The organism is Hymenobacter ginkgonis, from assembly GCF_009755225.1.
GTDB lineage: Bacteria > Bacteroidota > Bacteroidia > Cytophagales > Hymenobacteraceae > Hymenobacter > Hymenobacter ginkgonis.
Genome location: NZ_WQKZ01000002.1, coordinates 55,652 through 81,565, shown reverse-complemented (window position 1 = coordinate 81,565; position 25,914 = coordinate 55,652). Strand labels below are relative to the sequence as shown.

24 protein-coding genes are annotated in these 25,914 nt (G+C 58.4%); 12 read left to right on the top strand and 12 right to left on the bottom strand.

Features of this window, described 5'->3' with window-relative positions; genetic code table 11:
* The first annotated feature begins 4 nt into the window (after positions 1-4).
* Complete coding sequence (locus GO988_RS06160) at positions 5-1,405, top strand: hypothetical protein (RefSeq protein ID WP_157563081.1); 1,401 nt, start codon at positions 5-7, stop codon at positions 1,403-1,405.
* An 84-nt stretch (positions 1,406-1,489) separates the two neighbouring features.
* Here GO988_RS06160 and tatC read toward each other — a convergent pair whose 3' ends face one another.
* Both tatC and GO988_RS06150 read right to left on the bottom strand, forming a co-directional pair.
* Positions 1,490-2,374 (bottom strand): twin-arginine translocase subunit TatC, encoded by an 885-nt coding sequence (gene tatC / locus GO988_RS06155; RefSeq protein WP_232341430.1) that lies wholly within the window; start codon positions 2,372-2,374, stop codon positions 1,490-1,492.
* 190 nt (positions 2,375-2,564) lie between these two features.
* Positions 2,565-3,872: a serine hydroxymethyltransferase gene (locus GO988_RS06150; protein WP_157563078.1), complete on the bottom strand. Its 1,308-nt coding sequence runs from the start codon at positions 3,870-3,872 to the stop codon at positions 2,565-2,567.
* Positions 3,873-4,043: 171 nt separating this feature from the next.
* On the opposite strand from GO988_RS06150, the gene GO988_RS06145 reads away from it, so the two are divergent.
* Complete coding sequence (locus tag GO988_RS06145; protein WP_157563075.1) at positions 4,044-4,625, top strand: Crp/Fnr family transcriptional regulator; 582 nt, start codon at positions 4,044-4,046, stop codon at positions 4,623-4,625.
* Between the two features lie 91 nt (positions 4,626-4,716).
* Positions 4,717-5,430 (top strand): hypothetical protein, encoded by a 714-nt coding sequence (locus tag GO988_RS06140; RefSeq protein WP_157563074.1) that lies wholly within the window; start codon positions 4,717-4,719, stop codon positions 5,428-5,430.
* Between the two features lie 39 nt (positions 5,431-5,469).
* Here the strand turns inward: GO988_RS06140 and GO988_RS06135 are convergent, their stop codons facing one another.
* The 4 genes from GO988_RS06135 to GO988_RS06120 form a co-directional block, all read right to left on the bottom strand.
* Positions 5,470-6,171: a metallophosphoesterase family protein gene (locus GO988_RS06135; RefSeq protein ID WP_157563072.1), complete on the bottom strand. Its 702-nt coding sequence runs from the start codon at positions 6,169-6,171 to the stop codon at positions 5,470-5,472.
* Between the two features lie 98 nt (positions 6,172-6,269).
* On the bottom strand, positions 6,270-6,482 hold the full coding sequence (locus GO988_RS06130) for a hypothetical protein (protein ID WP_157563071.1): 213 nt from the start codon (positions 6,480-6,482) through the stop codon (positions 6,270-6,272).
* A 52-nt stretch (positions 6,483-6,534) separates the two neighbouring features.
* Positions 6,535-6,708 carry a hypothetical protein gene (locus GO988_RS06125; protein ID WP_157563069.1) on the bottom strand — a complete coding sequence of 58 codons (174 nt, stop codon included), beginning with the start codon at positions 6,706-6,708 and terminating at the stop codon, positions 6,535-6,537.
* A gap of 100 nt (positions 6,709-6,808) precedes the next feature.
* Positions 6,809-7,330, bottom strand: coding sequence for a hypothetical protein (locus GO988_RS06120; RefSeq protein WP_157563067.1), 522 nt, complete (start codon positions 7,328-7,330; stop codon positions 6,809-6,811).
* A 147-nt stretch (positions 7,331-7,477) separates the two neighbouring features.
* Here GO988_RS06120 and rsmI point away from each other — a divergent pair, with 147 nt between their 5' ends.
* From rsmI to GO988_RS06095, 5 genes are all read left to right on the top strand, one after another.
* Positions 7,478-8,239 carry a 16S rRNA (cytidine(1402)-2'-O)-methyltransferase gene (gene rsmI / locus GO988_RS06115; protein ID WP_157563065.1) on the top strand — a complete coding sequence of 254 codons (762 nt, stop codon included), beginning with the start codon at positions 7,478-7,480 and terminating at the stop codon, positions 8,237-8,239.
* Positions 8,196-9,884 (top strand): apolipoprotein N-acyltransferase, encoded by a 1,689-nt coding sequence (gene lnt / locus GO988_RS06110; protein ID WP_157563064.1) that lies wholly within the window; start codon positions 8,196-8,198, stop codon positions 9,882-9,884. The genes rsmI and lnt overlap by 44 nt, the downstream gene beginning before the upstream one ends.
* A 151-nt stretch (positions 9,885-10,035) precedes the next feature.
* On the top strand, positions 10,036-10,854 hold the full coding sequence (locus GO988_RS06105) for an inositol monophosphatase family protein (protein WP_157563062.1): 819 nt from the start codon (positions 10,036-10,038) through the stop codon (positions 10,852-10,854).
* A gap of 62 nt (positions 10,855-10,916) precedes the next feature.
* Positions 10,917-11,108, top strand: coding sequence for a FeoB-associated Cys-rich membrane protein (locus GO988_RS06100; RefSeq protein ID WP_157563060.1), 192 nt, complete (start codon positions 10,917-10,919; stop codon positions 11,106-11,108).
* 115 nt (positions 11,109-11,223) lie between these two features.
* Complete coding sequence (locus tag GO988_RS06095) at positions 11,224-11,565, top strand: hypothetical protein (protein WP_157563057.1); 342 nt, start codon at positions 11,224-11,226, stop codon at positions 11,563-11,565.
* Positions 11,566-11,652: 87 nt separating this feature from the next.
* Here GO988_RS06095 and GO988_RS06090 read toward each other — a convergent pair whose 3' ends face one another.
* The 4 genes from GO988_RS06090 to GO988_RS06075 all read right to left on the bottom strand — a co-directional run bounded on the left by GO988_RS06090 (position 11,653) and on the right by GO988_RS06075 (position 17,402).
* A complete protein-coding gene (locus tag GO988_RS06090; RefSeq protein WP_157563054.1) occupies positions 11,653-12,675 on the bottom strand; it encodes an SPASM domain-containing protein in 1,023 nt (340 codons plus the stop codon).
* 85 nt (positions 12,676-12,760) lie between these two features.
* A complete protein-coding gene (locus tag GO988_RS06085; RefSeq protein WP_157563051.1) occupies positions 12,761-14,341 on the bottom strand; it encodes a TlpA family protein disulfide reductase in 1,581 nt (526 codons plus the stop codon).
* A gap of 242 nt (positions 14,342-14,583) precedes the next feature.
* Positions 14,584-15,984 (bottom strand): DNA repair protein RadA, encoded by a 1,401-nt coding sequence (gene radA / locus GO988_RS06080; protein ID WP_157563046.1) that lies wholly within the window; start codon positions 15,982-15,984, stop codon positions 14,584-14,586.
* Positions 15,985-16,205: 221 nt separating this feature from the next.
* On the bottom strand, positions 16,206-17,402 hold the full coding sequence (locus tag GO988_RS06075; protein ID WP_157563043.1) for a PQQ-dependent sugar dehydrogenase: 1,197 nt from the start codon (positions 17,400-17,402) through the stop codon (positions 16,206-16,208).
* A gap of 583 nt (positions 17,403-17,985) precedes the next feature.
* Here GO988_RS06075 and GO988_RS06070 point away from each other — a divergent pair.
* Complete coding sequence (locus GO988_RS06070) at positions 17,986-19,491, top strand: helix-turn-helix domain-containing protein (RefSeq protein WP_157563040.1); 1,506 nt, start codon at positions 17,986-17,988, stop codon at positions 19,489-19,491.
* Between the two features lie 23 nt (positions 19,492-19,514).
* On the opposite strand, the gene GO988_RS06065 is transcribed toward GO988_RS06070, so the two are convergent.
* Positions 19,515-20,192: a hypothetical protein gene (locus tag GO988_RS06065; protein ID WP_157563037.1), complete on the bottom strand. Its 678-nt coding sequence runs from the start codon at positions 20,190-20,192 to the stop codon at positions 19,515-19,517.
* Positions 20,193-20,473: 281 nt separating this feature from the next.
* A complete protein-coding gene (locus GO988_RS06060) occupies positions 20,474-22,633 on the bottom strand; it encodes a sigma 54-interacting transcriptional regulator (protein WP_157563034.1) in 2,160 nt (719 codons plus the stop codon).
* A gap of 218 nt (positions 22,634-22,851) precedes the next feature.
* On the opposite strand from GO988_RS06060, the gene GO988_RS06055 reads away from it, so the two are divergent.
* The 3 genes from GO988_RS06055 to GO988_RS06045 all read left to right on the top strand — a co-directional run bounded on the left by GO988_RS06055 (position 22,852) and on the right by GO988_RS06045 (position 25,863).
* Positions 22,852-24,219 (top strand): TolC family protein, encoded by a 1,368-nt coding sequence (locus GO988_RS06055; RefSeq protein WP_198172542.1) that lies wholly within the window; start codon positions 22,852-22,854, stop codon positions 24,217-24,219.
* Between the two features lie 83 nt (positions 24,220-24,302).
* The gene (locus GO988_RS06050) at positions 24,303-24,692 is read left to right on the top strand and encodes a universal stress protein (protein ID WP_157563028.1); all 390 of its coding nucleotides are present in this window, start codon (positions 24,303-24,305) and stop codon (positions 24,690-24,692) included.
* An 85-nt stretch (positions 24,693-24,777) separates the two neighbouring features.
* Positions 24,778-25,863: an HlyD family secretion protein gene (locus tag GO988_RS06045; protein ID WP_157563025.1), complete on the top strand. Its 1,086-nt coding sequence runs from the start codon at positions 24,778-24,780 to the stop codon at positions 25,861-25,863.
* The last annotated feature ends 51 nt before the right edge of the window (positions 25,864-25,914 follow it).

Genomic DNA, 25,914 nt, shown 5'->3' with positions numbered 1-25,914 from the left:
CTCTTTGCCAGCGCAACTGCTAGTGCTGCTGGTGCTCGTGCTAGCACTGCGCCTACCGCTGATTTGGTTTGGCCTGCCCGTGTCGGCGGCCGAGCTGCGCCTGTTGCTGCTGGGCGAGGGGGTAGGGGCCGGGGCCTGGCCCTACCGCGACCTCTACGATGGCACTGCGCCGCTCGCCGCCGCCGCGGGCGGCGTGCTTCAGCTGGCCTGGGACCGGCCGGTGCTGCTCTACCGGGCGCTGGCGCTGCTGCTGCTGCTCACCCAAGCCCTGCGCCTCAATGCGGTGCTCAACCGGGCCGATGTGCACCCCGAGCGCGGGTACCTGGCGGGCCTCACCTACCTGGTGGTGGCTAGCCTCACTACGGACCTCGATACGCTGTCGCCGCTGTTATTGGGGCATACGTTTATCATCTTCGCCCTCAGTGCGTTACTGCCTACTTCGCGCGAGGGCTATGACAACCGGCGCCTGTTTCGGGCGGGTTTTTTAATTGGATTAGCGGCGCTTTGCTACCTGCCGCTGGCGCTTTTTGTGGGGCTGGGGCTATTTGCGGTGCTCATCTTTGCGGCCAACTCGTTTCGGAGCGCCTTGCTGCTGGTTTGCGGGTTTTTATCGCCCTACGCGCTGGTAGCCACCGTGTTTCTGTACGTAGGCGCGTTGCCCAATTTTGCGCATCAGCACCTTGAACGGGGCTTGGGCCAAGGCGTAGCTGGCCTTGATGGCATGCCGCCCGCCGTGGCGTGGCCGCTGCTGGCGTTGCCAGTGTTGCTGCTGCTGCTGGGTTTGCTGCGCGCGGGTGCTACGGCCTTAGGGCTGGTTTTTCAGGCCAAGTTTCGACAATTAATGTTGGTGTGGATGCTGCTAGCGCTGGCAGTGTTAGCCGTGGGCAAGGGGGTAGCACCGGGTTCGGCGGTACTGCTGCTGCCACCACTCACGTATTTCAGCTTGTTTTTGTGGCAAAAAGTGCCTGGCCGCTTGGGCTGGCTGCCCGAGTTGGTGTTTCTGCTGCTGCTCGGCAGTGTGGTAGCCCTGCGCTACCGGGCGCAGGTGCCGGGCTTGCAAACGCTGCTGCGCCTACCCGCCGAAAGCGAGCTGGCCCCGCAGCCTGCCCGTGCCTACGTCCGCCTCGCGCCCGGCCGAGCGGTGCTAGTGCTGGGCCCCGACCGCCGGCCTTTCCTCGACCACCCTGCCGCCCAGCCTTACCTCGACTGGCCCCTAGCGCAAGTTGATTTCAACCACTTGAATGAGTACGCCGCCGTAGTGCGCGTGGCGCGTAATCTAGGCCCGCAACCTCCTAGCTACATTATCGACCAGCAAGGTTTGGTGCCGCAGCTGCGCCACCTGCTGCCTACCCTCTTTGGGCCTTATAAGGCAGTAGCTGGCCGCCCGGGGGTGTATCAGCGCTAGCCACCGCAGTACCGTTTACCAAACAAAAAAGCTCCTGCTAGTTACGGCAAGAGCTTTTTTAATAGGATATTAGCGAGCGGCTATCTAGACGTTGTTGGCAGCTTGGTTGCGCGCCAGTTCGGCATTGAGCGACGCAGTACGGTCGCGGCGCACGATGTGGGCAATGTGAATGCTCAGCTCGTAGAGTAGTAAAATGGGGATAGTGACAATAATCTGGGCCGTTACATCGGGGGGGGTAATGACAGCGGCAATAATGAGAATAACTACGATGGCATGCTTGCGGTAGAGCCGCATAATTTCGGGCGTTACTAACCCAGCTTTAGCCAGGAAGAACACTATCATGGGCAGTTCAAAGACGAAAGCGCACGAAATCGTCATCGTGGTGAGCGTGCTCAGGTAGCTCTGTAAGTCAATCTGGTTTTCAATGCTGGAGTCGACTGTGTATGACGCCAGAAAGTTGATACTCAAGGGAGCCGCGATGTAGTAGCCAAAAAGCAGCCCCAAGATGAACAGCACCGACACGAAAAAAACCGCCCCCCGCGAGTTTTGGCGTTCGTGCGGGTAAAGACCCGGCTTGATAAAGCGCCACAATTCCCAAAATAAGTAGGGAAAGGTCAGGCAGATACCTGCCATAAAGGAGGTGCTGATGTGCATGGCGAGCTGCCCACTCATCTCCCGGTTCTGGATAATAAAGTTGACTTGGTTCGTGCACGCATCGGCCGAGCCTACCATAGTGCCCAACTTGCAGAGCATGCGGTAGGTCCAGAAATCGGAGCGCGACGGCCCCAAAATCAGCGTGTGAAACAGAAACTCCTTCGAAAAAAATGCGACTAATGAAAAGACTACCACCGCAATAGCGGCCCGGATGATGTGCCAGCGCAGGGCCTCCAGGTGGTCGATAAAAGACATCTCCGCTTCGCCTTCGGCGGCGGCACGGTTCTGCTGAAATTGTTGAGTGGGGGAAGCCAAAGCTTGGATAATGAGATAGTTAGTAATTGGTTGTCCTTGCGAGCGCAACGAAGTGGAGCGCGGCAATCTTTCCTTTCCGTGCGCACAGTAGGGCAGACGACAAGGAAGGATTGCCGCGCTCCACTTCGTTGCGCTCGCAAGGACAGACGGCTTTTACACGGCTTAACCCGCCTAACAGCCTTATACGGCTTTACGCTTGAAACAGCGGGTAGCCTTGCAGCCACTCGTTGACCTGGTGGCGCACGCCTGTGATGCGGGCGGCGTCGGCGTGGTGGGTAAGCGCCTCGTCGATGAGCTCAACAATGCGCACCATGTCGGTTTCGACCAGCCCGCGGGTAGTTACGGCGGCCGAGCCAATCCGGATGCCGCTCGTCACAAAAGGCGACTTGTCGTCGAAGGGCACCATGTTTTTGTTGATGGTGATATCGGCCTGCACCAGGGTGTTTTCGGCCAGCTTGCCGGTGAGGCCCTTCGAGCGCAGGTCAATGAGCATCAAGTGGTTGTCGGTGCCGCCCGAAATAATATGGTAGCCGCGGCTCAGAAATTCCTTGGCCAACGCCTGAGCATTTTTTTGAACTTGGTGCGTGTACTTGGTATAGCTCTCGCCTAGCGCCTCGCCAAAGGCGACAGCCTTAGCAGCAATCACGTGCTCGAGCGGCCCCCCCTGCGTACCGGGGAACACGGCCGAATCGAGCACAGCCGACATCGTGCGAGTTTCGCCCTTGGGCGTTTTCAGGCCGAAGGGGTTATCGAAGTCCTGGCCCAGCAAAATGAGGCCGCCGCGCGGGCCGCGCAGGGTTTTGTGGGTAGTAGTGGTGACGATGTGGCAGTGCTCGAACGGATTGTTGAGCAAACCCTTGGCGATGAGGCCAGCGGGGTGCGAAATGTCGGCCAGCAGCAGGGCGCCCACCTCGTCGGCGGCGCGGCGCAGGGCAGCATAGTTCCAATCGCGCGAGTACGCCGAGGCCCCGCAGATGATGAGCTTGGGCCGCTCGCGGCGGGCGGTATCCACTACTTTGTCCCAGTCGATGAGGCCGGTTTCTTTCTCTACCCCATAAAAACTGGGCTGATACAATTTGCCCGAAAAATTAACTGCCGAGCCGTGCGTGAGGTGGCCGCCGTGGCTTAGGTCGAAGCCCAATATTTTGTCGCCGGGGTTGAGGCAGGCCAGCATCACGGCCGCGTTGGCCTGGGCGCCGGAATGCGGCTGCACGTTGGCCCACGCCACCCCAAACAGTTCTTTGATGCGGTCGATAGCCAGCTGCTCAATCTGGTCAACTATTTCGCAGCCACCGTAGTAGCGCTTGCCGGGCAAGCCCTCGGCGTACTTGTTGGTCAGCACCGAGCCTTGCGCTGCCATCACTTGGTTGGAGACGTAGTTTTCGGAGGCAATGAGTTCGAGGCCGTGGGTTTGGCGCTGGCGCTCCTGCTCGATGAGGGCGAAAATGGTGGCGTCGTGCACGGCGGCGGGGGCGGCAGTTGGGGCAGTAGCTTGCATAGACTCAAAAGTACGACGAGCTACAGTAGTGCGGTAAGCTTTAGCTTGCCACCAGGTAGGATGCCACCGCCCCGGCTGGCTAGCCACCCCCAGTTGCGCCGCCCCGACTACCGGTGAAATGTATGTTGCAGCACGGTGGCTAGGCCGGGCTTGGTAACTGATTATTTTACTATGCCCAACGATAAATTACGCTTATTTCTGCAAAGCACCGGCTTTATCACGGCTGCACAGGCGGCGGATATAGCCGAGGAGTTTAGCCCCAAGGTGCTTGGCAAAAACGACTTTTTGCTGCAAGCGGGGAAAATCAGCGACGATTACTTTTTTCTGAGCACAGGCGTTTTACGAGCCTTCGCCCACGACACGGACGGCAACGAGGTAACAACGGCCTTCTACGCGAGTGGGCAAGTGGTTTTTGAAGTAGCGTCCTTTTTTCAGCGCACGCCCTCGCAAGAATACGTGCAGGCCCTCACCGCTTGCCAGGGCTGGAGCATCACGTATGCGCAGCTGAATGCGCTGTTTCATGCTCGCCCCGAGTTCCGGGAATTTGGCCGCTCTATGCTGGTGCGGGGCTTTGCTGCCCTCAAAATGCGGATGCTGGCCACCATCACCGAGCCGGCTGCGGCCCGCTACGAAAATTTGCTACGAACAAACCCCGAAGTAGTGCAGCACGCTCCGCTGCGGCACATTGCGTCTTACTTAGGTATCACGGACACTTCGCTCAGCCGTATCCGAAAGGGCCTGGCCAGAAAATAGCTGGTTAGCAGCAGTTCTTGTCATTTGGCAAGTGGCGGCCCCGGTGGCGCCGATTCCTTTGCAAGGCAATTTCACTTACTTGCGCGCTGCCATGCTACCCTCTGTTCCGTCTTTCCTCAGCTTGGCTTTTGGTCTCGTCACAGCCCTGGCGATTGGGCTGCTGTACTACGCGTCGCATCGCTCGGGGCGCACCCTGTTTGTGCTGCTGATGTGGCTGTTAGTGCAGGGTGCTTGCGCGCTGAGTGGCTTTTACACGGTGGCTACGGGCTGGCCGCCGCGGCTGGCCTTGCTATTGCTACCACCCGGGGCGCTGCTGCTGGCGCTGGTGGGCACGGCCCGCGGCCGGCGCTACCTCGATGGCCTGCACCTCGCTACCCTCACCCTGCTGCACGTAGTGCGCCTGCCGGTAGAGCTGGTACTGTTTGGGTTGTACTTGCACCAAGCCGTTCCGCGCGAGATGACATTTGCAGGCCGAAATTGGGATATATTAATGGGTTTAAGCGCCCCAGCGGTGTACTACTTCGTTCGGCGGCAGCGCTTGGGTACGCGCGGGTTGCTGCTGTGGAATGTTGTGGGCTTGGGCTTGCTCTTCCATATCGTCGTAACGGCGGTACTGTCGGCGCCCTCGCCGTTTCAGCGCCTGGCATTCGAGCAGCCTAACGTGGCTATTCTGTATTTTCCGTTTAATTGGTTGCCTGCCTTGGTGGTGCCGGTGGTATTGCTCGCCCACATGGCGGCCATTCGGCAACTATTACTTAAAAGCGGCACCCCGGTGGCCGCCGCTGGGCCGCCAATAGGAGGGTAGGGTGCCCGCGCACCTCTACCGAATGGGCAGAGCTAAAGCTCAGCGCTGCGCGATGGGGTAGGGCTCCTCGCGGTTCTCAGCTCGGTGCAGCTCCCAGCTATCGAGGTCGAGTGCCACAAGGTGGCGCAGCTCGGGGTTGTGGCGGAACACGCCGCCCGCGTCGAGGCAGATGGCTCCGGCGCGGGCGGCTACCTGGGCTTGCACCGTGGCTAGGGGGGTAGGGACGTGGCCGTGCAGCAAGCGCTTGCCCGCCAGGCGCGAAGGGTCAAATACGAAGCTCTTGGTATTGAGCATGGTGTAATAATCGCGGCGCATGGCAGCAGGGGGCAGGGCAAAGTTGTAGCCCGCGTGCACCAGCACAAAACCGGGCAGCTCTAGTTCGTAGGGCAGGGCTGCTAGCCAGGTCAGGTACTTGGCCGGCAGGTCGGCCACCGCCGATATGCCGAAGCTGGTAAGCGTCATCTCCCGTTCGGCGGCCGTGAGCCACATTTTTTCGTGGTGGCCATGAGCGGCGTCAAGCAACTCCTGCTCGTGGTTGCCGCGCAGGCAGTATACTTGGTAGCCAGCAGCTTGCAGATACAGAAGGTAGTCGAGCATGCCGCCGCTATCGGGACCTTTATTTACGTAGTCGCCCAGCAAGTAGAGCGTGTCAGTAGGTTGCAAGCGCAGTTTTTCTTCCACCAAGTAGCGGAAAGTGCGCAAGCAACCATGCAAATCAGTAGCGGCAAAGCGGCGGGCCATGAGCAAATAAAGAGCGTATAGGTGGACAAAAGATTAGCTACGAAAAAGCCCCGGCCAAGGGCACGGGGCTAAGTATTTCACTAGTCGAGCAGCAAAAACTAGGCGTAGCTGCCTTTGCCGTTGTCGGGTTTATTGTGGCCACGGTTGGGGTGCGTGGTGCCTGCATCCTGGGCTTCATCTTCGAGGCGCTCTTCGGTGGCTTCGTCGAGGTTGCCGGCGGGCAGGGCGTCAGCTTTGCTTTGCTCGGGCAAGCCAGCTTGGTTTTTGTTGGTCTGCGACTGTTTGTTCTGCTCTTGGTGGTGGGTAGACATAGGAGTAGTAGTAAGTAGTAAAAACAATTCCCCTAGGTAGCCAGGGTTTAGGCTAGTGGCGGTTAGGGTGCGTTACGGGGGCATCCTTAGCGTCTTCTTGCAGGCGCTTTTCGGTCTTCTCGTCGCGCTGGGTGTCGTTGTCTTCACCCGTGCCAGCGGCTTGCTTGGCTACGTTGGGGCCGCCCTGATGCGACTCGCCCTGCTTGCTTGATTTATGGTCAGCCATGCTATTGAAAAGAAAATATGAGTTGAAAATTATGAGTCGCGAATAGAAAATAACGAGCCTGGAAGCAATTCACGGCTCATACTTTCTATTCATAACTCAACTAAAATCCTTGGTCGATGGCCGAGTCTTGCGCGCCAGGGTCGGTCAGCTCCGCGTTAGTGTCGGTGCCCGTGATGGCGGCGGGTGACTTGGGAGCCATTTGGCCCATGCCCACGTGCGAGTCGGCATCCTCCATTTCGTCGGGGCCACCGCGCATATCGTCGGCTTCAATCTCGTCTACGGGGCCCCGGTGGGGGCGGCGGCCGTCGTCGTCGCGCTCGTCATCGGGGCTAGGTAAGTCCTGGTCGCGGCGCTGGTCGGCGCCTTCGCCAGCGGTGCGCATGTTGTCACCGGGCTGCTGATCGTCGGGCGCATCGGTGCGAGCATTCATGGCGGTGGCCGTAATGCCCTCGCTGCTGTCGGTGCCGTAGCCCTCTTTGCCCTCGCGGTTGCCAAAGCCGCCGCGCGCCTTCTCGTTTTTAGGCGGGTCGGCATTCGGAATGCGCAAGCCAGCGGCAAATTCTTCTTCGGTCGTATCGTCGTTGATGACGCGGATGGGACGGTTGTTGGGGTCGACAGACATAAGGGTAGGAAAGCTAAGCAAATGGTAGAGGTGTGTACTTAGGTTTGGCCGTTTGGGTTTTTCAAGTCCTAAAGCAGGAGCGAGCCAACTGCTGGGCAGCAGTTGGCTCGCTCCTGCACTCATTCGCCTCAGCCCTACCTTTGCTTTATGCCCGAAGCCGCTGCCCTCACCCTAGTGCCTACCCCCATTGGCAACCTCGAAGACATCACGCTGCGGGCCATCCGAACGCTGGGCGAAGTAGACCTGGTGCTCTGCGAAGACACCCGCACCAGCGGCCGCCTGCTGCAACACCTCGAGTTAAAAAAACCGCTGCAAGCCTACCACCTGCACAACGAGCACCAGGTAGTGCCGCGCCTGCTCGAACGCCTGGCCAAGGGCGAGCGCATGGCCCTCATCTCCGACGCGGGCACGCCCGGCATCTCCGACCCCGGCTTTTTGCTGGTGCGCGAGTGCCTGGCCCAGGGGCTGCGGGTAGAATGCCTGCCCGGTGCCACGGCCTTCGTGCCGGCCCTGCTAAAATCGGGCTTCGGGGCCGAGCGGTTTTCGTTTGAAGGGTTTTTGCCCGTGAAAAAAGGCCGCCAAACTCGCCTGCGCGAACTAGCAAGCGAAACCCGAACGTTGATTTTTTACGAGTCGCCGCACCGCATCGTGAAAACGCTTACGCAACTGGCCGAAGTTTTTGGCCCCGAGCGGCCCGCCTCCGTCAGCCGCGAGCTGACCAAGCTTTTTGAAGAAACCCTCACCGCTACTTTGGGCGAGCTGGCCGCTACCCTGGCGGCCCGCCCCGCCATTAAGGGCGAAATAGTATTGGTAGTAGAAGGTGCCAAACAAGAACGAACCGAACGCAGCAGCAAATACGACAACGATGACGCCGACGCAACCGACGACGACCCCGAGGCCAACGACTAGCCGCCTGGCTACGCCGACCAGTTTCTGGCAGCAGCCGGTGGTGCTGGTGGTGTTGGGGGCCCTGCTGCTCTCGGGCGGCTGGGTGCCCTACCCCTCCGCGTGGCCGTCGCTGCTGCTGTTTGGCGCCTGGCTGCCCTACCTAGTGCTGGAGCGCCAGCTTACGCAGCAAGGCGCCCGCAAGCGGCGTGTTTTTGCCAGTACCTACTTCCTGTTGCTTTGTTGGAATGCGCTCACTACCTGGTGGGTAAGCTATTCCTCCTTGCCGGCCGGCATCGCCGCCGTAGTGCTGAACGCGTTGCTCATGTGCCTGCCGCTCATGGCCTTTCGGCAAACCAAAAAGCGGCTTGGCAACCGCGTGGGCTACCTCTCGCTGCCCATCTACTGGATAGCCTTCGAGCAACTGCACCTGCACTGGGACCTCACCTGGCCCTGGCTCACGCTCGGCAATGGCTTCGCGGCCGCGCCGCAATGGGTGCAGTGGTACGAGTACACCGGTTTTCTGGGCGGCTCGGTCTGGGTATGGGCCGTGAATCTGCTGGTATTTTGGGCTTGGTTTGGCCGAGGGGGGGTAAGGGCCCTAGCTAGCCGCCAGTCCCGCCGCTGGCGCTGGGCGCTGCCGCTGGTAGCGGTTGGGCTGCCAGTGGGTATTTCCCTCCTCATCGGGCACAACTACCAAGAAAAGGGCCCGACTGAGGAAGTCGTTGTCGTGCAGCCCAACTTTGACCCCTACGTAGAGAAATTTGAGGGCGGCGATAAATTTATTCCTCCCAGCGAGCAGCTTACCCGTTATCTCACCCTCTCGGAGCAGCACCTCACGCCCGCCACGCGGCTGGTAATCTGGCCCGAAACTGCCCTGGAAGAGGCTATTTGGGAAAGCACCATTGAGAGCGATTTTAGAATCCGGCGCATTCGCGAATGGCTGGGGCGGCACCCGGGCGTGGCCCTGCTCACGGGCATCACCACCATCAATTCCTACCCGAGCAAGGAGGCGGCCAGTGCCACGGCCCGCCACCGCGACGACGTGGGCTATTACGACTACAACAACGCCGCTGGCTACTTTGCCAGCGCCAGCGCGCCGCTGGCCATCTACCACAAGTCGCGGCTCGTGCCGGGGGTCGAAAAAATTCCGCCCATCCTCAGCAGTGTGCTCAGTAACATTGACTTGGGTGGCTTCGTGGGTTCCTACGGCAGCCAGACCGAGCGCACCGTGTTTGCGGCGCCCGCCAACGCGTCCGCCTTGCGCTTGGCACCCCTCATCTGCTACGAATCCATCTACGGCGACTTCGTGAGCGAATACGCTCGCAACGGCGCCACGCTGCTGGCCCTGAGCACCAACGACGCCTGGTGGCACGATTCGCCCGGCTACCGGCAGCTGCTAACCTATGGCGGCCTGCGCTGCATCGAAACCCGCCGCGACCTAGCTCGCGCGGCCAATACGGGCTTCACCGGTTTTATCAACCAAAAAGGCGAGGTCTACCAGCGTGAGCCCGCCTGGATTCCGACCGCCAGCCGCGGCACCGTGCACCTTAATACGGAGCTCACCTTCTACGCCCAGCACGGCGAGCTCATTGGGCCCGGCGCCCAAGCCCTGGCGGTGCTCCTGCTGCTCGGAGCGGGGGTAGGGGCGCTGCTGCGGAAGCAGTAAATTTTTTAAAGCGAACGCTAGGCGGAGCTTGTCAAAGCATCTCTGCCGCTTCATTAAGCGGTGCGAGCGAAATGCTTCGGCAAGCTCCGCCTGACGTTCGACTTTGGATAAAACCGTCTTTTTCTTTAGTGATAATTCTTCTCCAAACACCATGACGCCCGACCTTCTTCAACTCTCTTATTCCGTTGCCGACCTCTGCCGCCAGGCCGGCGCTTTTATCCGCGAGCAAGTAAGCAGCTTCGACCAATCAAAAATCGTAACCAAGGGCCTGCACGACCTCGTTTCGTACGTTGATAAGGAGTCGGAAAAAATGCTGGTCGATGGCCTGCAAAAGCTATTTCCCGAAGCTGGCTTCGTAACCGAGGAAGGCACCGTGGCCAACGACGACGCCAGCGTGGAATACCGCTGGATAATTGACCCGCTCGACGGCACCACCAACTTTATCCACGGCCTACCCTGCTTCGCAGTGAGCGTAGCCCTGGCGCGCGGCAACGAGCCGGTGCTGGGCGTAGTTTACGAGGTGAGCCGCGACGAGTGCTTCCGCGGCGCGCAAGGCCACGGCGCTTTCCTAAATGACCAGCCCATCCACGTAAGCTCGGCGGCTAAAATGAACGACTCGCTCATTGCGACGGGCTTGCCATTTTATAAATTCGATCACATCGAGGCTTACCTGCGCATCCTCACCGAGTACATGCAGAACTCGCGGGGCATCCGCCGTTGGGGCTCGGCTGCCACCGACCTAGCCTACGTGGCTTGTGGGCGCTTCGACAGCTACTTCGAATTCAACATCAATTCCTACGACGTGGCCGCCGGCATTTTGCTCGTGCGCGAAGCAGGGGGTAGGGTGACGCAGTGGCTCAAAGATGGCGACCCGGTTTTCAGCCGCGAAACGTTTGCCACCAACGGTTTGCTGCACGACGAGATGCAGGCCGTAATGCATCGCCACTGGCAAGAAGGGTATCGGTCGTAGCACTTTTCGCGAAGGGGTAGCTGCGTAAACTTTCCCCTCCTGCCCACGGTTTTAACCGCATCATGGACGTTCAACTGCTCATTATTCTGGCGCTTTTTGCCGCGGCGCTTTTTTATATCGGTCGCCGATTTTGGCTGGCTTTTGCCGCTAAAGGCCAGGCGGGCTGCGCCAAAGGCTGCGGTGGCGCCTGCGGCGCGGCGCTCGACGTTGAGGCGTTGCAGCGCACCATTGAGGCGCGTGCGCCCAGCCACTGAGTGCCGCGCTAAAAACTAGCGCCACGACTAACCCACTTCCGCCCCGGCTCCGTATAGCCGGGGCGGCCTGTTTCTGGCCAATACCCTAACCGAACCCACGAAAACTTTCAGCGCCATGCAGGACAAAGAAGAAATGACCTCTCTCGTAACCGTCGAGAAGAAGCTCAATAGCGAAGGCTATACCCACGATTTCACTGTGCAAGAAGGTCGGCTGTACACGATGGACAACGATAGCGCCCGCACCTTCAGCCCCGAGGAAGTCACCATTGTCGATTATTTCCGCTTCGAAGGCGAAAGCAATCCCGACGACATGGCTATCCTGTACGCCATAGAGGCCTACGACGGCACGAAGGGCACCATTTCCTCGGCCTACGGCACCTATGCCAATGAAGACGTTGACCAGTTTATCCTGAACGTTGAATCGTTGGGCAAAAACCTCATGAAAGGCAAAAAATAAGGAATAGTTACTAATGATTCCTGGTAATTAATGCCTTATCTAGTAGTGCGTTACTTGCCGGGAATCATTATTGACTACTCTTTTTTTCTACCCCCATACTTTGGTGCCCTCGGTGCAGTTGCGGCACATCTCAACCTGGTCGCGGCCCTTGAGCAGCGCTTGGCGAAAACCCTTGTATTTCTGGCCGTGCCAAAGCGCGCGGAAGCTTTCGTGCTGGCTATCGCCGAGGCGGTATTCGGCGTCTTTATCGAAGCAGCAGGGCACTACCTTACCATCCCAGGTGACGACGCACGAATGCCACATTTTCCAGCAGCCATTCACTAGCTTATTTTTTAGGCTAAACGTGCCATTGCCGTTGTTGGCGTAGCGCGAGTAGTAGTCGATAGTTGGGATGAGCGGCGAGCCCTGCTGGTAATCGTAAATCTGAGCGGTTTTAAACCACACATCGTCTACCCCCATTGCTTGGGCCAGAGCTTTGGCATCTTCAATCTGGTGTTCATTAGGCCGAACTACAAGGAACTGAAAAATAATGCGCGGTGTGCTCTTATTCAGTTCCTTGCGCCACTTTACTACGTTGCGAGTACCGGCCAGTACCTTTTCCAGGTTGCCGCCTACCCGGTACTGCTGGTATACTTCCTGGGTAGTGCCATCGAGTGAGATGATGAGGCGGTCGAGGCCACTTTCTACCGTGCGGCGGGCGTTCTGGTCGTTAAGAAAGTGCGCGTTGGTACTGGTAGCCGTATAAATGCCTTTCTTGCTGGCATACTCCACCAAGTCCAGAAACTGCGGGTGCAAATATGGCTCGCCCTGAAAATAAAATATCAGGTACCACAGCCGGCTGGCCACTTCATCAATCGTCTTCTTGAACAGCTCGGCCGGTAGCATGCCAGTAGGCCGCGTAAACGAGCGCAGGCCGCTGGGGCACTCGGGGCAGCGCAGGTTGCAACTGGTGGTCGGCTCGAAAGACAGTGCCACTGGCAAGCCCCAGGCGCGCGCGTGCCCCGTAAGCCGGCTCAGAACATAAGAAGCAACTACCTGCCCAGCGTTGAGCACGCGGCCAGGAGTGGCTTTGCCAAGAAACGAAAGGCCGTCGCGGAGTAAGGAACGCATAGCAAGCGTAAAGGTCGGCATGCTAAGCGGTACAGGCGGCCGGTTGTTTAGGAGGAAGGGGGTAGGGCCGCGAATAAACTGGCCGCTATTTGGCCGTGCTGGTCGTGGTAGGCATTTGCGACATGGCCGTGGTGTACATACTAGCCTTGCCAAACGACTGGTTTATCTCGTCTACCGCGGCGCGGCTGCTTAGGCGTTTAGGCTTGGCGTTGAGAATGGTACCATCTTCGCCCAGCAGCACGTAGGTCGGCACTTCGCTTAGGTTGTAGGCTTTAGCCACATCGGAACGCATGCCGCCGATGGCTCGCACGTGCACGCCAGGCAGTTTTTTCACTACAACCAGCTGCCGCCACGGCACTTCAAGCTCGTCGAGCGCCACGTTGATGAAAACGATATTCTTGCCCTCAAAACGCTTATTGAGGTCTTGGGCATAAGGTAAATCGCGCAAGCACAAGCCGTTGGTCGATTTCCAAAAGTTGAGGTACACCAGTTTACCTTGAAAACTGCTCAGTTTCACCGTATCGCCGGTAGCTGATAGCAACTTAAAATCGGGGGCCGGTGCGCCAATAGCTAGCGCCTTGTGCTTATTAAAGTCCGACTCCAGCGCGTTGAGGTAGAATTTCTTGGTATCGAGGCCGCGGTAGTCGGCTAGCATGGCTGCCGACTGCCGCACGTGCCCGAAGCGGAACGACTCCTGCAAGATGCGGCCTAGCGTGAGCAGCCGCGACGCGCCGTTGAGGCGCTTGCTAGCCAATGAATAGCAAATAGGGTAGAAGTCGGGGTCGGTGCGCAGGTGTTTCTGCTGCGCCGCCATGTAGTGAATATAGTTGAGCAAAAACTCTTGAAACTGCTCGTTCTGCACCGCCGTCTGGTCGTTAATCAGGTTGGGGTCGCGCAGGTAATCGTAGTAGGTTGGCGACATGGTGAGGCGACCCTCTGTGTTCACTACCTGCTCGCGAAGGTCCACAAAAGTGAGGCGGTCATTGGCATTAGAATATTTTATCTCCGCCTTGGCATAATTATAAAAATCAATAGTAAAAGACTGCTTGGCGGCGCGGTCTTCTAGGAAGTTCTGCTCGTGCTTTAAACGGTAGTCAATAAAGGATATAAAGGGTGCCTCATAAAGTTGGATGTTATCGGGAAGAACCTGGAAGCCATCGTTCGAAACAAACTGCTCGTCAAACTCAGCTAAGTAAGAATTGGCATTGGCCATTTGCTGGCGATGTTTTTGCTCGTCGGTCAGGTTGCCACCGTTGCGGAGGCGGGTAGTAAAGCCGGTAGGTACATCGTTGGGTTTGAACTTGATAGTGCCCGGCATATCGTCCCCTTTAAACTTGAGGTCAATATCGGTGCCAGGGTCTAAGAAGAGGTCGGCCACCGCGTCGCCATACACCAAATCGGCCTTAGTGGACCCATTAACTTGCACGGTGAGCTTAAAGTCCCCTTTTTCGTTGATGTGGGCGTAGCTAATGCGCTCCTTTAAGTCAAACGGGCTGTCGTGGATAGAAACCGCTATTGTATCTGTGGTAGAGTTAGCTATATGACCCGTTAGCACTGCTATACCAGTAGTCGCCGCGGGCCGCGGGGCCGCTGGCTGTGCCGCTACGCTCAATGCCGAAAAACAGCCTAAAACCCAGGTGAAGATATAAGTAAAACGTAGTGTCATAGTGTACAATAAATAGCAGTCTAATGCGGCAAAGGTGAACGTAAAGTTAAAAACGTGTACCTATATGATTTCGCGATAAAAGTCAATTAGAGCACCGAAGATAAGGCACAATTTTCACTCGTATCGCGCACCCGTAGCCCAAATTTTTGACAAGGCTATAACTGTCCTATCCAGACCCGTTTTTCCTACCCCCTTTAGCGTAGTTTAGGCCCGCCCCGCTCGGCGGGCCCGTTGCCAATTAGCTAGCCAAACAACCCGTTGAGTACCTCGTCGAGGCGGCTCACGGGCCGCACTTGCAGGCTGCTAGTGCCTTGCGCCGCCAGGTTTTTGCCATTAAACTGCGACACGTACATTTCGCGGAAACCGAGCTTCTCAGCCTCGGCCAAGCGCTGGTCGAGGCGGGGGACGGCGCGCATCTCGCCGCTTAGGCCGACTTCGGCCGCTAAGCATACATCGCCGGGTATGGGCAAGTCGTTGAGCGACGATACCACTGCTGCGCACACGGCCGCGTCGAGGGCCGGGTCGTCGAGGCGCAGGCCGCCCGCGATGTTTAGAAACACGTCGTGCTGGCCCAGGCGCAAGCCAGCGCGTTTTTCCAGCACGGCCAGCAGCATTTGCAGGCGCTTGGCATCGAAGCCGGTGCTGCTGCGCTGCGGCGTGCCGTAGGTGGCGGGCGTTACGAGGGCCTGCACTTCTACCAGCAGCGGGCGGTTGCCCTCCAGCGTGGCGCCAATGGCCATGCCGCTCAAGCTTTCGGCGCGTTGCGAGAGCAAGATTTCGGAAGGGTTGGATACTTGGCGCAAGCCAGTGCCCTGCATTTCATAAATACCTAGCTCAGAAGTACTACCAAAGCGGTTTTTGGTGGTGCGCAGGATGCGGTAGCTCAGGTGGCGGTCGCCCTCAAACTGCAGCACCGTGTCTACCATGTGCTCCAGTATTTTGGGGCCCGCAATGCTGCCGTCCTTCGTGATGTGGCCGATGAGCAGGACCGGTGTACCGGTTTCTTTGGCAAATTTGAGAAATTCGGCAGTGCACTCACGCACCTGGCTCACCGAGCCTGCGCCGCTCTCCACCAGCGTCGAGTGCATAGTCTGAATGGAGTCAATAACTAGCAAATTGGGCTCAACCTGGTCAATTTGCCGGAAGATATTCTGCGTATTCGTTTCCGTGAGGATGTAGCAGTTCTGGTGCTGCCCGTCGGCCAAGCGCTCGGCGCGCATTTTTATTTGCGCTTCGCTTTCCTCGCCGCTTACGTAGAGAATGCGCAATTTCTTCATCATCAAGGCAATCTGGAGCATCAGCGTGCTCTTGCCAATACCCGGCTCGCCGCCGATGAGCACAATAGAGCCCGGCACCAAGCCGCCGCCTAGCACGCGGTTCAACTCACCGTCGGGGGTAAGGATGCGCGGCTCTTCTTCGTGCTGAATATCCGCCAGCGGGCGCGACTTAGCGGCCTTGTTTACGTTGCCACCGGGCACGGTGCTGGCGGGCTTCCACTGGCCAGTGGTAGTGGCCACGGTTTCCTTCTGGATAACTTCTTCGACGTAGGTATTCCACTCGCCGCACGATGGGCAGCGCCCTATCCACTTGGCGGACTGTGCGCCGCAACTCTGACAGAAATAAACGGTTCTTGCCTTGGCCATTTTGCTAAAATTTTGTGCAAGAATAAGGCTAAAATCAGCAGAAAAGTTGCGATTCGGAGCCGCCTAGCTAAACGTACTCTAACAAAAGAGAACGTCGTGCTGAGCACCGGGAGGCATCTAGCTCGCGCCGTTGGCTGACTAACCTAACGATGCAAATGAGATGCTTCCCGGCGCTCAGCACGACGTTCTCTTTATTCTTTCAACCGCTAAACGCTCTATCCCTACCCCTTCTTTTTGCCGTAGGCAATGCGGTAAATCACGCCGTTGTCGTCGTCGCCCATCAGCAGCGAGCCGTCGGGGGCTTGGATGAGCCCGCAGGGACGGCCGAACTCCGATTTGTCGTTATCAACCAAAAAACCGGTGATGAAATCCTCGAATTTTTCGGGCTGGCCCTGGGCGTTGAAGTGAATACGTACCAGCTTGTAGCCCGAGGGCTGCGCGCGGTTCCAGGAGCCGTGCATGGTCACGAAGGCGTCGTTTTGGTATTCTTTAGGAAACTGCGTGCCTTTGTTGAAAACCAAGCCCAGCGGCGCCGAGTGCGCTTTATATACAAGGAGTGGCCGCACGTTTTTGGCATCGAATGCCTCGTAGCTTTCGCCGCTCTTGGGCTTGTTGGCGGGGTAGTGCTTGCCGTCGGCGATGATGGATGGCCAGCCATAACCGGCGCCGGGCTTTATCTGGTTGAGTTCCTCCATCTGGTCCTCGTCGCCGAGCCAGTCGATGCCGTGGTCCATGCCAAACAACTCCTTAGTAAGCGGGTGCCAATCGAAGCCGATGGTGTTGCGCAGGCCGTGCGCGACGACTTCGCGGCCCGAGCCGTCGGTTTTTAGCCGGATAATCGTCGCGTTCTCGGGGTTGTCTTCGTCGCAGGCGTTGCAGGTGCTGCCCACCGATAGGTAGAGCTCGCCATCGGGCCCGAAGTGCAGCACGCGGTTGGCATGCTGGCCAGCGTCGGGCAGGTCGTGGTACAGCTCTTTCAGCTCGCTGAGGCTGCCGTCGGGCCGCACGTCGGCCACGTACACTTCGCGGATAGCCGATATGTAGAGCTTATTGCCTTGCAAGGCCAAGCCGTGGAGGTGCGGCTTTTGGGCCACTTGGCGCATCACTTCGGCCTTGCCATCGTGGTTGGCGTCGCGCACTAGCATGATGGTGCCCTTTACGCGGTTGCTCACGTACACGTCGCCGTTGGGCATCATGGCCAGCATGCGCGGCATGTCGAGGCCTTCGGCAAACTTGGTGATGGTGAAACCGGCCGGCACTTTCAGGGCCGCTACGCGGGCGTCGGTAGCGGGCAACTTATTGGGCAGGTAGATATTGCCCTGCATCTGAAACGGTGTGGCAGGCGGCGGCACATTTTGGGCAGCCGACGGAAGCACGGGCAGCAAAGCCGCCGCGAGCAAAATGGAAAAGGAACGCATCGGGGAAGTAGTTATTGACTGCGTGCTTCAACTGCCAAGGCGCGGTTGGGGTTGCCCTACCCCCACTTTTCGGCGGCCCCTTCCACCAAAAAGCCCCTCCCAAAGCGGGAGGGGCTACTTGACCGTGCCACAACGGGCCGGTTGAATGTGAGGCCGATGGGGTGGGACAACACCGGTCTCAGAGCGGGGTAGGCGCTACTTGAAACAGCACCGTATCATTGGCGGGCTGCCAATGTGCCTAGGGCTTGTGACTAGCTGCCAGGCCACCGTGGTTGGTAGCCAAGACAAACATACGGCAGTGAATTCAATTATTTAGCGAATATTCGCTAAATAAGAAAAATTTGCAAGCTAGCGCTAGCTTTGCGCAGTTTTAAAGGACTATTTAAGCTCGTTTAAGGGGTTTTTGCCAGCGAGGAGTTCTGAAAAAATATTTCTAATCAAGACCTTAGCTCGCTGGTTTGGCTCCCTACAAGCCTCGCGTGGAACTGCTAGGGTGAACTTAGCCGCTACTATCAATAGCGGCGATTATTTGCTAATAGCGCCGGCCGAGCGTCCTCCCTTCTTATCTGCGTTTCCTACCCCCATGCTTAACCACGGCCAAATCGTTCGCCTCATTTTTGGCCTGAAGTTGCGCGAGCTGCGGCAAGAGCGCGGCCTAAGCCCGGCCGAGCTAGCGCGCAGCTGCGACCTAAGCGTGAGCTACCTCAACGAGATTGAGAAGGGTAAGAAATACCCCAAGGCCGACAAGATTCTCGCCCTCAGCAAGAGCCTGGCCGTGCGCTACGACCAGCTGACGTCTACCACGTTGCCGCGCCGCCTAGAGCCAATTGAGGACTTGCTAAACTCTCGGCTGTTGCAAGAGTTTCCACTAGGCATGTACGGGATTGAGCCGGCCCAGCTTTTTGAGCTCATCGCCAACGCACCGGCCAAGATGAATGCCTTCATTAGCACCATCTTCGAGATTGCGCGCAACTACGAGATGCGGCAGGAGCACTTTTTTGTGGCTGCCTTGCGCTCGTACCAGGAAATGCACGACAACTATTTTGAGGACTTAGAGCAAGATGTGCGGGCCTTTGTGGCAAGCCGCCAGTTGGCGCCTACCTCCCCCTTCGACCTGGAGGCCTTGGAAACTATTTTGACGGAAGAGTACGGCTACACCATCGACCGTACTACGCTGGCGGCCAACCCCGTAGCAGCGGCCGGGCGGCTGCGCTCGGTGTTTCGGCCCCAAACCAAAACGTTGCTGCTGCTTGCTAGCCTGAGTCGGGGGCAGCAGGCGTTTGTGCTAGGCCGAGAGGTAGGCTTTAATTACCTGCGGCTGAAAGAGCGGCACTACGCTAGCCCCAACACGTTGGAGCTGCGCTCGTTTGAGGAGGTGCTGAATAATTTCCGGGCCTCGTACTTCGCCAGCGCCTTGCTAATGGAAGAGGATAGCCTGGTGCGCGACTTGCGCCAGGTATTCGGGGCCAAAAAGTGGCAGCCCACTGCGCTCATGAGCCTGCTAACGCGCTACGACGTGAGCGCCGAAATGCTGCTCCAGCGCCTAGCTGCGCTGCTCCCCAAGCACTTCGGGCTAACAAGCCTGTTTTTTCTGCGCTTCGACCAAGCGGAGGTTGACGCCACGTTTAACTTAACCAAGGAGCTACACCTCTCGCGCCTGCACAACCCCCACCGCAACGAGCTGCACGAGCACTACTGCCGCCGCTGGGTGAGCCTGCGCTTGATTGCCGACGCCCGCGCGGTTGCCGCGCTTGCGGCCCCCGCCGAGGCGCCCATCACGCTGCTCGACGCCCAACGCTCGCGCTACCTGGGCACCGACGACGAGTACCTGTGCTTTACACTGGCCCGTGCCGGGGCGCCCGGTGCCCCAGCTATGAGCGTGACCGTGGGCCTGCGCTGCGACGACACCCTGCGGCAGCAGTTCAAGTTCTTGGCTGACCCCGAGCTGCCCGTTCGCATCGTGAACGAAACCTGCGAGCGCTGCCCACTAGCCGATTGCCTGGAGCGCGCCGCACCCCCGGTGCAGGTGCAGCGCGCCGCCGAACGTGCCGCCTACGAAATGGCGGTAGCGGCGCTGGTACAGGGGTAGGGGCCTGTGCTACTAAAGTGCTGTTAGCGAAATGTTTGCTGGTTGTAGCGTGCGAGTACTTGCGGCACATCGTCGTAGCGGTGGCCGGCGGTGGTGGCCCGAATGGCGGCAGCCAAATCGGGCGAATCGGCTAAGTAGTTAGCCAGAAAAGGCGCGAATTTCTTGCCCTCGGGCACGGCCAGCATAGTTGTTTGGCCGGGGCGGCGCAGGTACCACGCGTGGTTGTAGTTGCTGCTAAATACTCCGGTCCACAAAACTGCGCCCGGCACCGGAATGGGCACACCCTTCTTGGGCGTTGCCACGTCGAACAATTCTACTTTTGGGCCGGCTTGCAGGCGCAGGGCCAGCCCGTGTGCGCTTTCGCCGGGTAGGCGCACGGGCTCGTAGTACCGGCCGCTTAGCTCGACCCATTGCAACTGCTCGCTGGTGATAAACACGGGTTTAGGCCGGGGCAGCACCAGCGGGTGGCGCCAGGTAAATTCTATCCCGTTGCCCCGCTCGCTTACGCTCGTAATAAAGACGAATAGCTGCTTGCCGCCCGCCGTGCCAAGGCGGCTCACCGGGAAGTGATACTTGGCATTGGCGGGCTGAATGGTATCGGTAGCCAAGTTGTGGGTTTCGGTGGCCTGCGCGGCGGCTTGCTCGGTTGCCGTACCTAGCAAGCCAACTCCTAGTAATACTGTTAAATAAAATGAATGCATAGAACTGCTGTGATAAGTTGGTAAACTTATACTACAGAGCGCAAAATAGGACTTGATTTACTTCATGCCTCGCAACAGAGCGAATGGAAGCGGGCATCGATTTTAATAAAATCTAAGAAAAGCGTCCTGCTGAGTTGCTACCCAATGATGCGAGCGAGATGCTTCGACCAGCTCAGCAGGACGTTCTTTTAAGCTTCTAAACGTGTTCTGTTATATAGTAAGCAATAAGCTGGCAGGCGCTCTCGCCAAGCGCCTACCCCCGCCAAACGGCCGCAGCTTGGCTAAGCTCCAGCTACTACCGTGCGCCGGATGCCCAGCCTTTTCATACGGGCTTCCAGTGTTTTGGGGTTGATATCTAGCAGCACGGCCGCGCCCTGCGCGCCGCTTACACGGCCGCCGGTGCGGTGAAGCGCCAACAAGATGTGGTCGCGTTCCTGCTCGCGCAACGTTTTGAGGGGCGCATCGCGGTTGGGCTCCTCGGGCGTGGCAAGGGGGGTAGGCTCGGTTTGGGCCGGGCCGGGGGGTAGGGCCAGCCGCGCCGCGCTCGCCGCAAACCCTCCAAACTCCAGCCACGCGCCTTGGCTCACGATAATGGCCTGTTCCAGCACGTGCTCGAGCTGGCGGATATTGCCCGGCCATGCATAGGCTTGCAGGGCCACCAAATCGGTGGGGCGCACGGGGCGCGGCGGGCGCGCCAGCCGCTTGCTGAGCGTGGCCAGGTAGTGCTGCACCAGCGGTGCAATGTCTTGCGGGCGCTCGCGCAGGGGCAGCAAATGAATCGGAAACACGTTGAGGCGGTAGTACAAGTCGGCCCGAAACCGGCCGGCGCTTACTTCCTCCTCCAGCACGCGGTTGGTGGCGGCCAGCACGCGGGCGTCGGTGTGCAGCACGCGGTTGCCGCCTAGGCGCTCAAACTCCTTTTCTTGCAGCACGCGCAGCAACTTGGCTTGCAAGTCGAGCGGAAGCTCGCCCACTTCATCCAAAAAAATAGTGCCGCCATCGGCTAGCTCAAACTTGCCAATGCGCCGTTCCACGGCCCCGGTAAACGCGCCTTTTTCGTGGCCAAAAAGTTCACTCTCAATCAGCTGGGCGGGTAGGGCGGCGCAGTTTATCTTTACCAGTGCCCGGCCGTGGCGGGGTGAGGCTTGGTGCAGGGCACGGGCTACTACTTCCTTGCCGGTGCCGGTTTCGCCGGTAATGAGCACGGTAGCGTCGGTATCGGCCACTTGCGCAATGCGCTGCCGAATTTGTTGCAAGGCCGGGCTGGTGCCGATGAGGCCGTCGGCGGGCCGGTCGGTGTTGATTTCATCAATTAAATACGTGCGCTCCTGCTCGACCTGCGCCTTCAATTCCTCAATCTGCTCGAAGGCAAACAGGTTTTCCAGCGCTAGCGCAATCTGCGGCACCAGGCTTTGGATGGTGGCCTGGTTGTCGGGGCTGAAGGCGTTGGCATCGGTGCCCGACAGTGTGAGCACGGCCTGGCTATCGGGCCGCTGCCAAATGGGCACCACCAGCATGGCGCGGGTGCCGTAGTGCTCGTACACGTAGCGCAGGCGGGGGTAGCGCACGGCCAAGGCATAGAAATCGGCACCGGCGTACACCCCCGGACTCTGCATCAAATCAGAGAGTTGGCTGTACAGGCTTGCATTGTCAGAGAGTTCTTCCTGCTGGGGGCGGTCGGGCGCTAGGGCTTCAAATGCGCCATCGCCTACCCGCGAAAATTCGGCAAAGGCTTCGAAGTTCTTGGTTGGCCCCGTACGCTGCACCCGAATGCCAAAGTACTCGAACGGCACTATCCGCCCAAGTGCCTCGGCCACTGCCCGAAACAGCGGCTCGCGCTGCTTGATGCTGAGCAGCGCGTGCGTCACGGCTAGCTGGAGGCTGCGCTCGCTTTCGCGCCGCGCTATTTCCTCGAAAGCTAGTGAGTTGGCCACCGCCACGGCCACCAGCGAACCTATTTTTTCGAGTAATTGCTCATCGGCCGATGAGAAGCTAATGCGCCGGGCCGCTGCCAGAATGAGGTAGCCCATGAGCTTGCCAGCCTGCCGCAGCGGCACGGTGGTCATGTACTCAATGCCTTGTGCGCAAAGCTTGTTAAAAGGCTCAAAATCAGGGTAGGAGGCGGCGTAGTCCTTCACCGAAATGTGCAGCACCTGCGGGTTGCTTACCAGCTGCTCGACCGGCGAACCGGCGATGGGCGAAAACAACGAGGCCGCCGCATCGACGGGTAGGGCGCCGGCTGGCCCACCTACGTAGCTGCGCAGAAACAAACGCTTATTAAGCAGCTCTTTGTCAAAAACGTGAATGCCAATCAGGTCAAATGGAAAGATGAGCCGTAGCTTATTCGTGATGACTTGAAAGAGCGTTTCCTTGTCGTGAATGGTGGCAATGGCCTCGTTGAGGTGCAACAGCAACGTTTCGTCTTGGTTCGTATTGGCCATGGCATAGGGGGTATGGTCAGCCCGGTACACGTAGAATGATGGTAATTCCTGATATGTAAGGAAACCCTATAAAAGACACATTGTTTGAAGTGCTGATTTACAAACAGTAAAAATTTGTATAGCTCAAAAAGACAATGATTTACGTATAGTAAGCCCTGCCATAACCAATTGGCACAACTTTCGGTAAGCGCATGGCACACTACTACGCCACTTGGCTTATGTTTTCTAGATATAAATTGGCCGGTTTTGCGGGGCTGTCATTAACCGGCGCACTGTTAGCCCAGCCAGCCCTGGCCCAAAACCAGCCCGGTATTCCAGCTTCTGCCCAGGCTATTGGGCTGGCTAGCGATTCCCTTACCCTAGGTGGCACTGTACAGGCTGTACTCGATGCTAATCCCGGTATTACGAACCTCACGGAACTGGCTAATGCGGCCAGCAGCCGCCTGAACCAGTCGCAGGCTGGCTTCCTACCACAGATTACAGGTACGGCAACCTATACTCGCCTCGACCCAGTGTCGAAAGTGGCGTTTGGAAATGATGTACTGTCCTTTGTGCCCAATAATAACTTTGACGCCCACATTACGGCGCAGTATGAGTTGTATGATTTTGGTAAGCGGGCGGCGACTACCGATTTGTCGCGCTCACAGGTGCAAACGGCGCAGGACAATATTATAGTAGCCCGGCGCGACTTAGCATTTAACGCTGCTCAGGTATATTACAATATTCTGTTTATGCGGGAAAGCATTCGGGTACAAGACCAGCAAATTGCGTCGTTAGTAGCCCACCGCAACGAGATGGAGAAGCGGGTGGAAGCCGGCGTGAGTACCAAGTTTGACGTGACCACTACCGACGTGCGCATCACGCAGGCCCAGAACACTAAGCTCGACCTGCAAAATCAGCTCCGCAACCAGCAAGTACAACTGGCGCGCCTGCTGCACAAGCCACAGCAAGCCGATGTGCCGGTGAAAGGCCGCCTGGAATACAATCCGCAGCCGGTGAACTTGGATGCGGAACTGACGAAAGCAGCTACCAACCGGCCCGAAGTAAAGCTTTCTAAAGATGCCGAAGCTACTGCCGAGCTCCAGGCCAAACTTATCAGCAAAAGCAACTTGCCGGTGTTAGGCGTGGGCGCACAGGTAGGTGGTAAAAATGGCTACATCCTACCCAATGTAGCAATTACTGATATTCGCTTCAACACGGTAGGCGTAGCCCAGCTCTCGGTGCCTATCTACGACGGTAATAAGAATAAGAAGCAGCGGGTAGAAGCCGCCGCCAACTACCGCGCTACCCAGGCCCGTACTCAGGATACCCAGGAGCAGATTCGGGCCGATGTGCGCCAGGCGGCCAACAATATGGAGTTTAGCCAAGCGCGCTACAACAACGCAGTGCAGCAAGTAACGCAGGCTACCGACGCCCTCACCCGCGCCCAGGGCCGCTACCGCTACGGCGTAGGCCAAAACCTGGACGTGCTCGACGCCGAAACCCAGCTGGCCCAGGCTCGCTTGGCCCGCGCCCAAGCCATGTACAACTACACCCTTGGCCAGTATCAACTGCGCCGCGCCACCGGCGAGCAAATTTGGCAATAGCTAATGATAAGTGGTTAAGGAGGATAGGTTGAACAACCCTCCTATTAAATAACCAAGCATCATTAACCAGTAACCAGTAAGAAATGACTCTCACCACCATCCTCTGTCCGCTCGACTTCTCGGCTGCTTCGGTGGCGCTGGTGGCGTATGCCGCCGCGCTGGCCGTAGGCACCGGCGCCGAGCTGCGCCTGCTTTACGTGCAGGAGCCTGCCATGCCGCTCGCGGTGGGGGTAGAGGCCGAACTGAGCGTGCACCGCGCCGCGGCCCAGGCCGCCGGCGCCAATCGCGTGAGCACCAATATGCTGAAAGGCGAGGCTGCCCCCGAAATAGTGGCCGAAGCCCGCCGCCAGCACGCCGACCTCATCGTGATTGGGGCGCACGGCCAAACGGGCCTCAGCCGCTTTCTGATGGGCAATACGGCCGAAGTGGTAGTACGCACCGCACCTTGCCCTACCCTCCTCGTGAGAGAATAAATTTAAATTGATTGTTATGGGCTAGCTACCTCGGTGCTGCCCGCCCCTCCTCTAGCAAGTAAAACCAGCAATTTCCTGTTAACAAATGGCTACCACAACCCAAACCCACGAAGAGGTTCCTACCGCCGTTGCCGAGCCGCTCGAAGAACCCAAGAAGCGTAACCCGTTGGTATTTATCATTCTAGCCATCGTGTTGCTGGCTGGCGGTTACTACGGCTGGACGCGCCTCCAGTTTGCTAAAGCCCACGAAAGCACCGATGATGCTTCGGTAGAAGGCGACGTATACCCGATTTTGCCGCGCGTGTCGGGCCCAGTTCTGAAGGTATTTGTTAACGACAACCAAGTTGTTAAAAAAGGCGATACCCTCGTTACCATCGACAAGTCGGACTACCAGCAGCGCGTAAACGCTGCTGAAGCAGCCCTTGTAGCCGCCCAGGCGCAGGTAACGGCGGCCCGCGCCGGCGTCGGCACTGCCCAGGCCAATGTGCGCACCGCTCAAACTACCATCGGTGTGAGCTCGGCCAACCGTGCCCGCCTCCAGCAAGACTTGGCGCGTAGCACCAAGCTTCGCAAAGACGACATCATTCCGCAAAGCGACTACGACGCCGTGCAGGCCAACCTAAAGGCTACCACTGCGCAGCAAAGCACTGCCCAAGACCAAGTAACGGTAGCTCGCCAGCAAGTAGTGGCCGCTCAGCAGCAAATTGCCGTGGCCCAGGCCGTAGTAAAACAGCGCCAGTCGGACCTGGACAATGCCAAATTGCAGCTGAGCTATACCACGCTGCTGGCCCCCGCCAATGGCATCGTGAGCAAGAAAAGCGTGCAGCCTGGCCAGGTGGTATCGCCCGGCCAGCAGCTTATCGGGCTCGTAAGCAGCGGCAAAACTTGGGTTATCGCCAACTTCAAGGAAACCCAGCTCGAAGAAATGAAAGTGGGCCAGAAAGCCAAGCTGGAAGTAGACGCCTACCCCAGCGAAGATTTTGAAGGCCACATCGAATCGCTGTCGGCTGCTACGGGTGCTCGCTTTGCCCTGCTACCCCCCGACAACGCCAGCGGCAACTTTGTGAAAGTGACCCAGCGCGTGCCCGTTAAAATCGTGTTGGACAAGGAAGACCCCCAGCACCCCCTGCGGGCCGGCATGAGCGTGAACGCCATCGTGGCCGTAAAATAGAGTTATGCAGTATGCAGGAGGAGGTATAAATTGGTCGCCCACGTCGGCCTT

Bases quoted from the DNA above. Each gene is read 5' to 3' on its own strand.
- GO988_RS06150 (WP_157563078.1), bottom strand. From the start codon at position 3,872: ATGCAAGCTACTGCCCCAACTGCCGCCCCCGCCGCCGTGCACGACGCC.
- GO988_RS06145 (WP_157563075.1), top strand. From the start codon at position 4,044: ATGCCCAACGATAAATTACGCTTATTTCTGCAAAGCACCGGCTTTATC.
- GO988_RS06140 (WP_157563074.1), top strand. From the start codon at position 4,717: ATGCTACCCTCTGTTCCGTCTTTCCTCAGCTTGGCTTTTGGTCTCGTC.
- GO988_RS06135 (WP_157563072.1), bottom strand. From the start codon at position 6,171: ATGGCCCGCCGCTTTGCCGCTACTGATTTGCATGGTTGCTTGCGCACT.
- GO988_RS06130 (WP_157563071.1), bottom strand. From the start codon at position 6,482: ATGTCTACCCACCACCAAGAGCAGAACAAACAGTCGCAGACCAACAAA.
- GO988_RS06125 (WP_157563069.1), bottom strand. From the start codon at position 6,708: ATGGCTGACCATAAATCAAGCAAGCAGGGCGAGTCGCATCAGGGCGGC.
- GO988_RS06120 (WP_157563067.1), bottom strand. From the start codon at position 7,330: ATGTCTGTCGACCCCAACAACCGTCCCATCCGCGTCATCAACGACGAT.
- rsmI (WP_157563065.1), top strand. From the start codon at position 7,478: ATGCCCGAAGCCGCTGCCCTCACCCTAGTGCCTACCCCCATTGGCAAC.
- lnt (WP_157563064.1), top strand. From the start codon at position 8,196: ATGACGCCGACGCAACCGACGACGACCCCGAGGCCAACGACTAGCCGC.
- GO988_RS06105 (WP_157563062.1), top strand. From the start codon at position 10,036: ATGACGCCCGACCTTCTTCAACTCTCTTATTCCGTTGCCGACCTCTGC.
- GO988_RS06100 (WP_157563060.1), top strand. From the start codon at position 10,917: ATGGACGTTCAACTGCTCATTATTCTGGCGCTTTTTGCCGCGGCGCTT.
- GO988_RS06095 (WP_157563057.1), top strand. From the start codon at position 11,224: ATGCAGGACAAAGAAGAAATGACCTCTCTCGTAACCGTCGAGAAGAAG.
- GO988_RS06090 (WP_157563054.1), bottom strand. From the start codon at position 12,675: ATGCGTTCCTTACTCCGCGACGGCCTTTCGTTTCTTGGCAAAGCCACT.
- GO988_RS06085 (WP_157563051.1), bottom strand. From the start codon at position 14,341: ATGACACTACGTTTTACTTATATCTTCACCTGGGTTTTAGGCTGTTTT.
- radA (WP_157563046.1), bottom strand. From the start codon at position 15,984: ATGGCCAAGGCAAGAACCGTTTATTTCTGTCAGAGTTGCGGCGCACAG.
- GO988_RS06075 (WP_157563043.1), bottom strand. From the start codon at position 17,402: ATGCGTTCCTTTTCCATTTTGCTCGCGGCGGCTTTGCTGCCCGTGCTT.
- GO988_RS06070 (WP_157563040.1), top strand. From the start codon at position 17,986: ATGCTTAACCACGGCCAAATCGTTCGCCTCATTTTTGGCCTGAAGTTG.
- GO988_RS06065 (WP_157563037.1), bottom strand. From the start codon at position 20,192: ATGCATTCATTTTATTTAACAGTATTACTAGGAGTTGGCTTGCTAGGT.
- GO988_RS06060 (WP_157563034.1), bottom strand. From the start codon at position 22,633: ATGGCCAATACGAACCAAGACGAAACGTTGCTGTTGCACCTCAACGAG.
- GO988_RS06055 (WP_198172542.1), top strand. From the start codon at position 22,852: ATGTTTTCTAGATATAAATTGGCCGGTTTTGCGGGGCTGTCATTAACC.
- GO988_RS06050 (WP_157563028.1), top strand. From the start codon at position 24,303: ATGACTCTCACCACCATCCTCTGTCCGCTCGACTTCTCGGCTGCTTCG.
- GO988_RS06045 (WP_157563025.1), top strand. From the start codon at position 24,778: ATGGCTACCACAACCCAAACCCACGAAGAGGTTCCTACCGCCGTTGCC.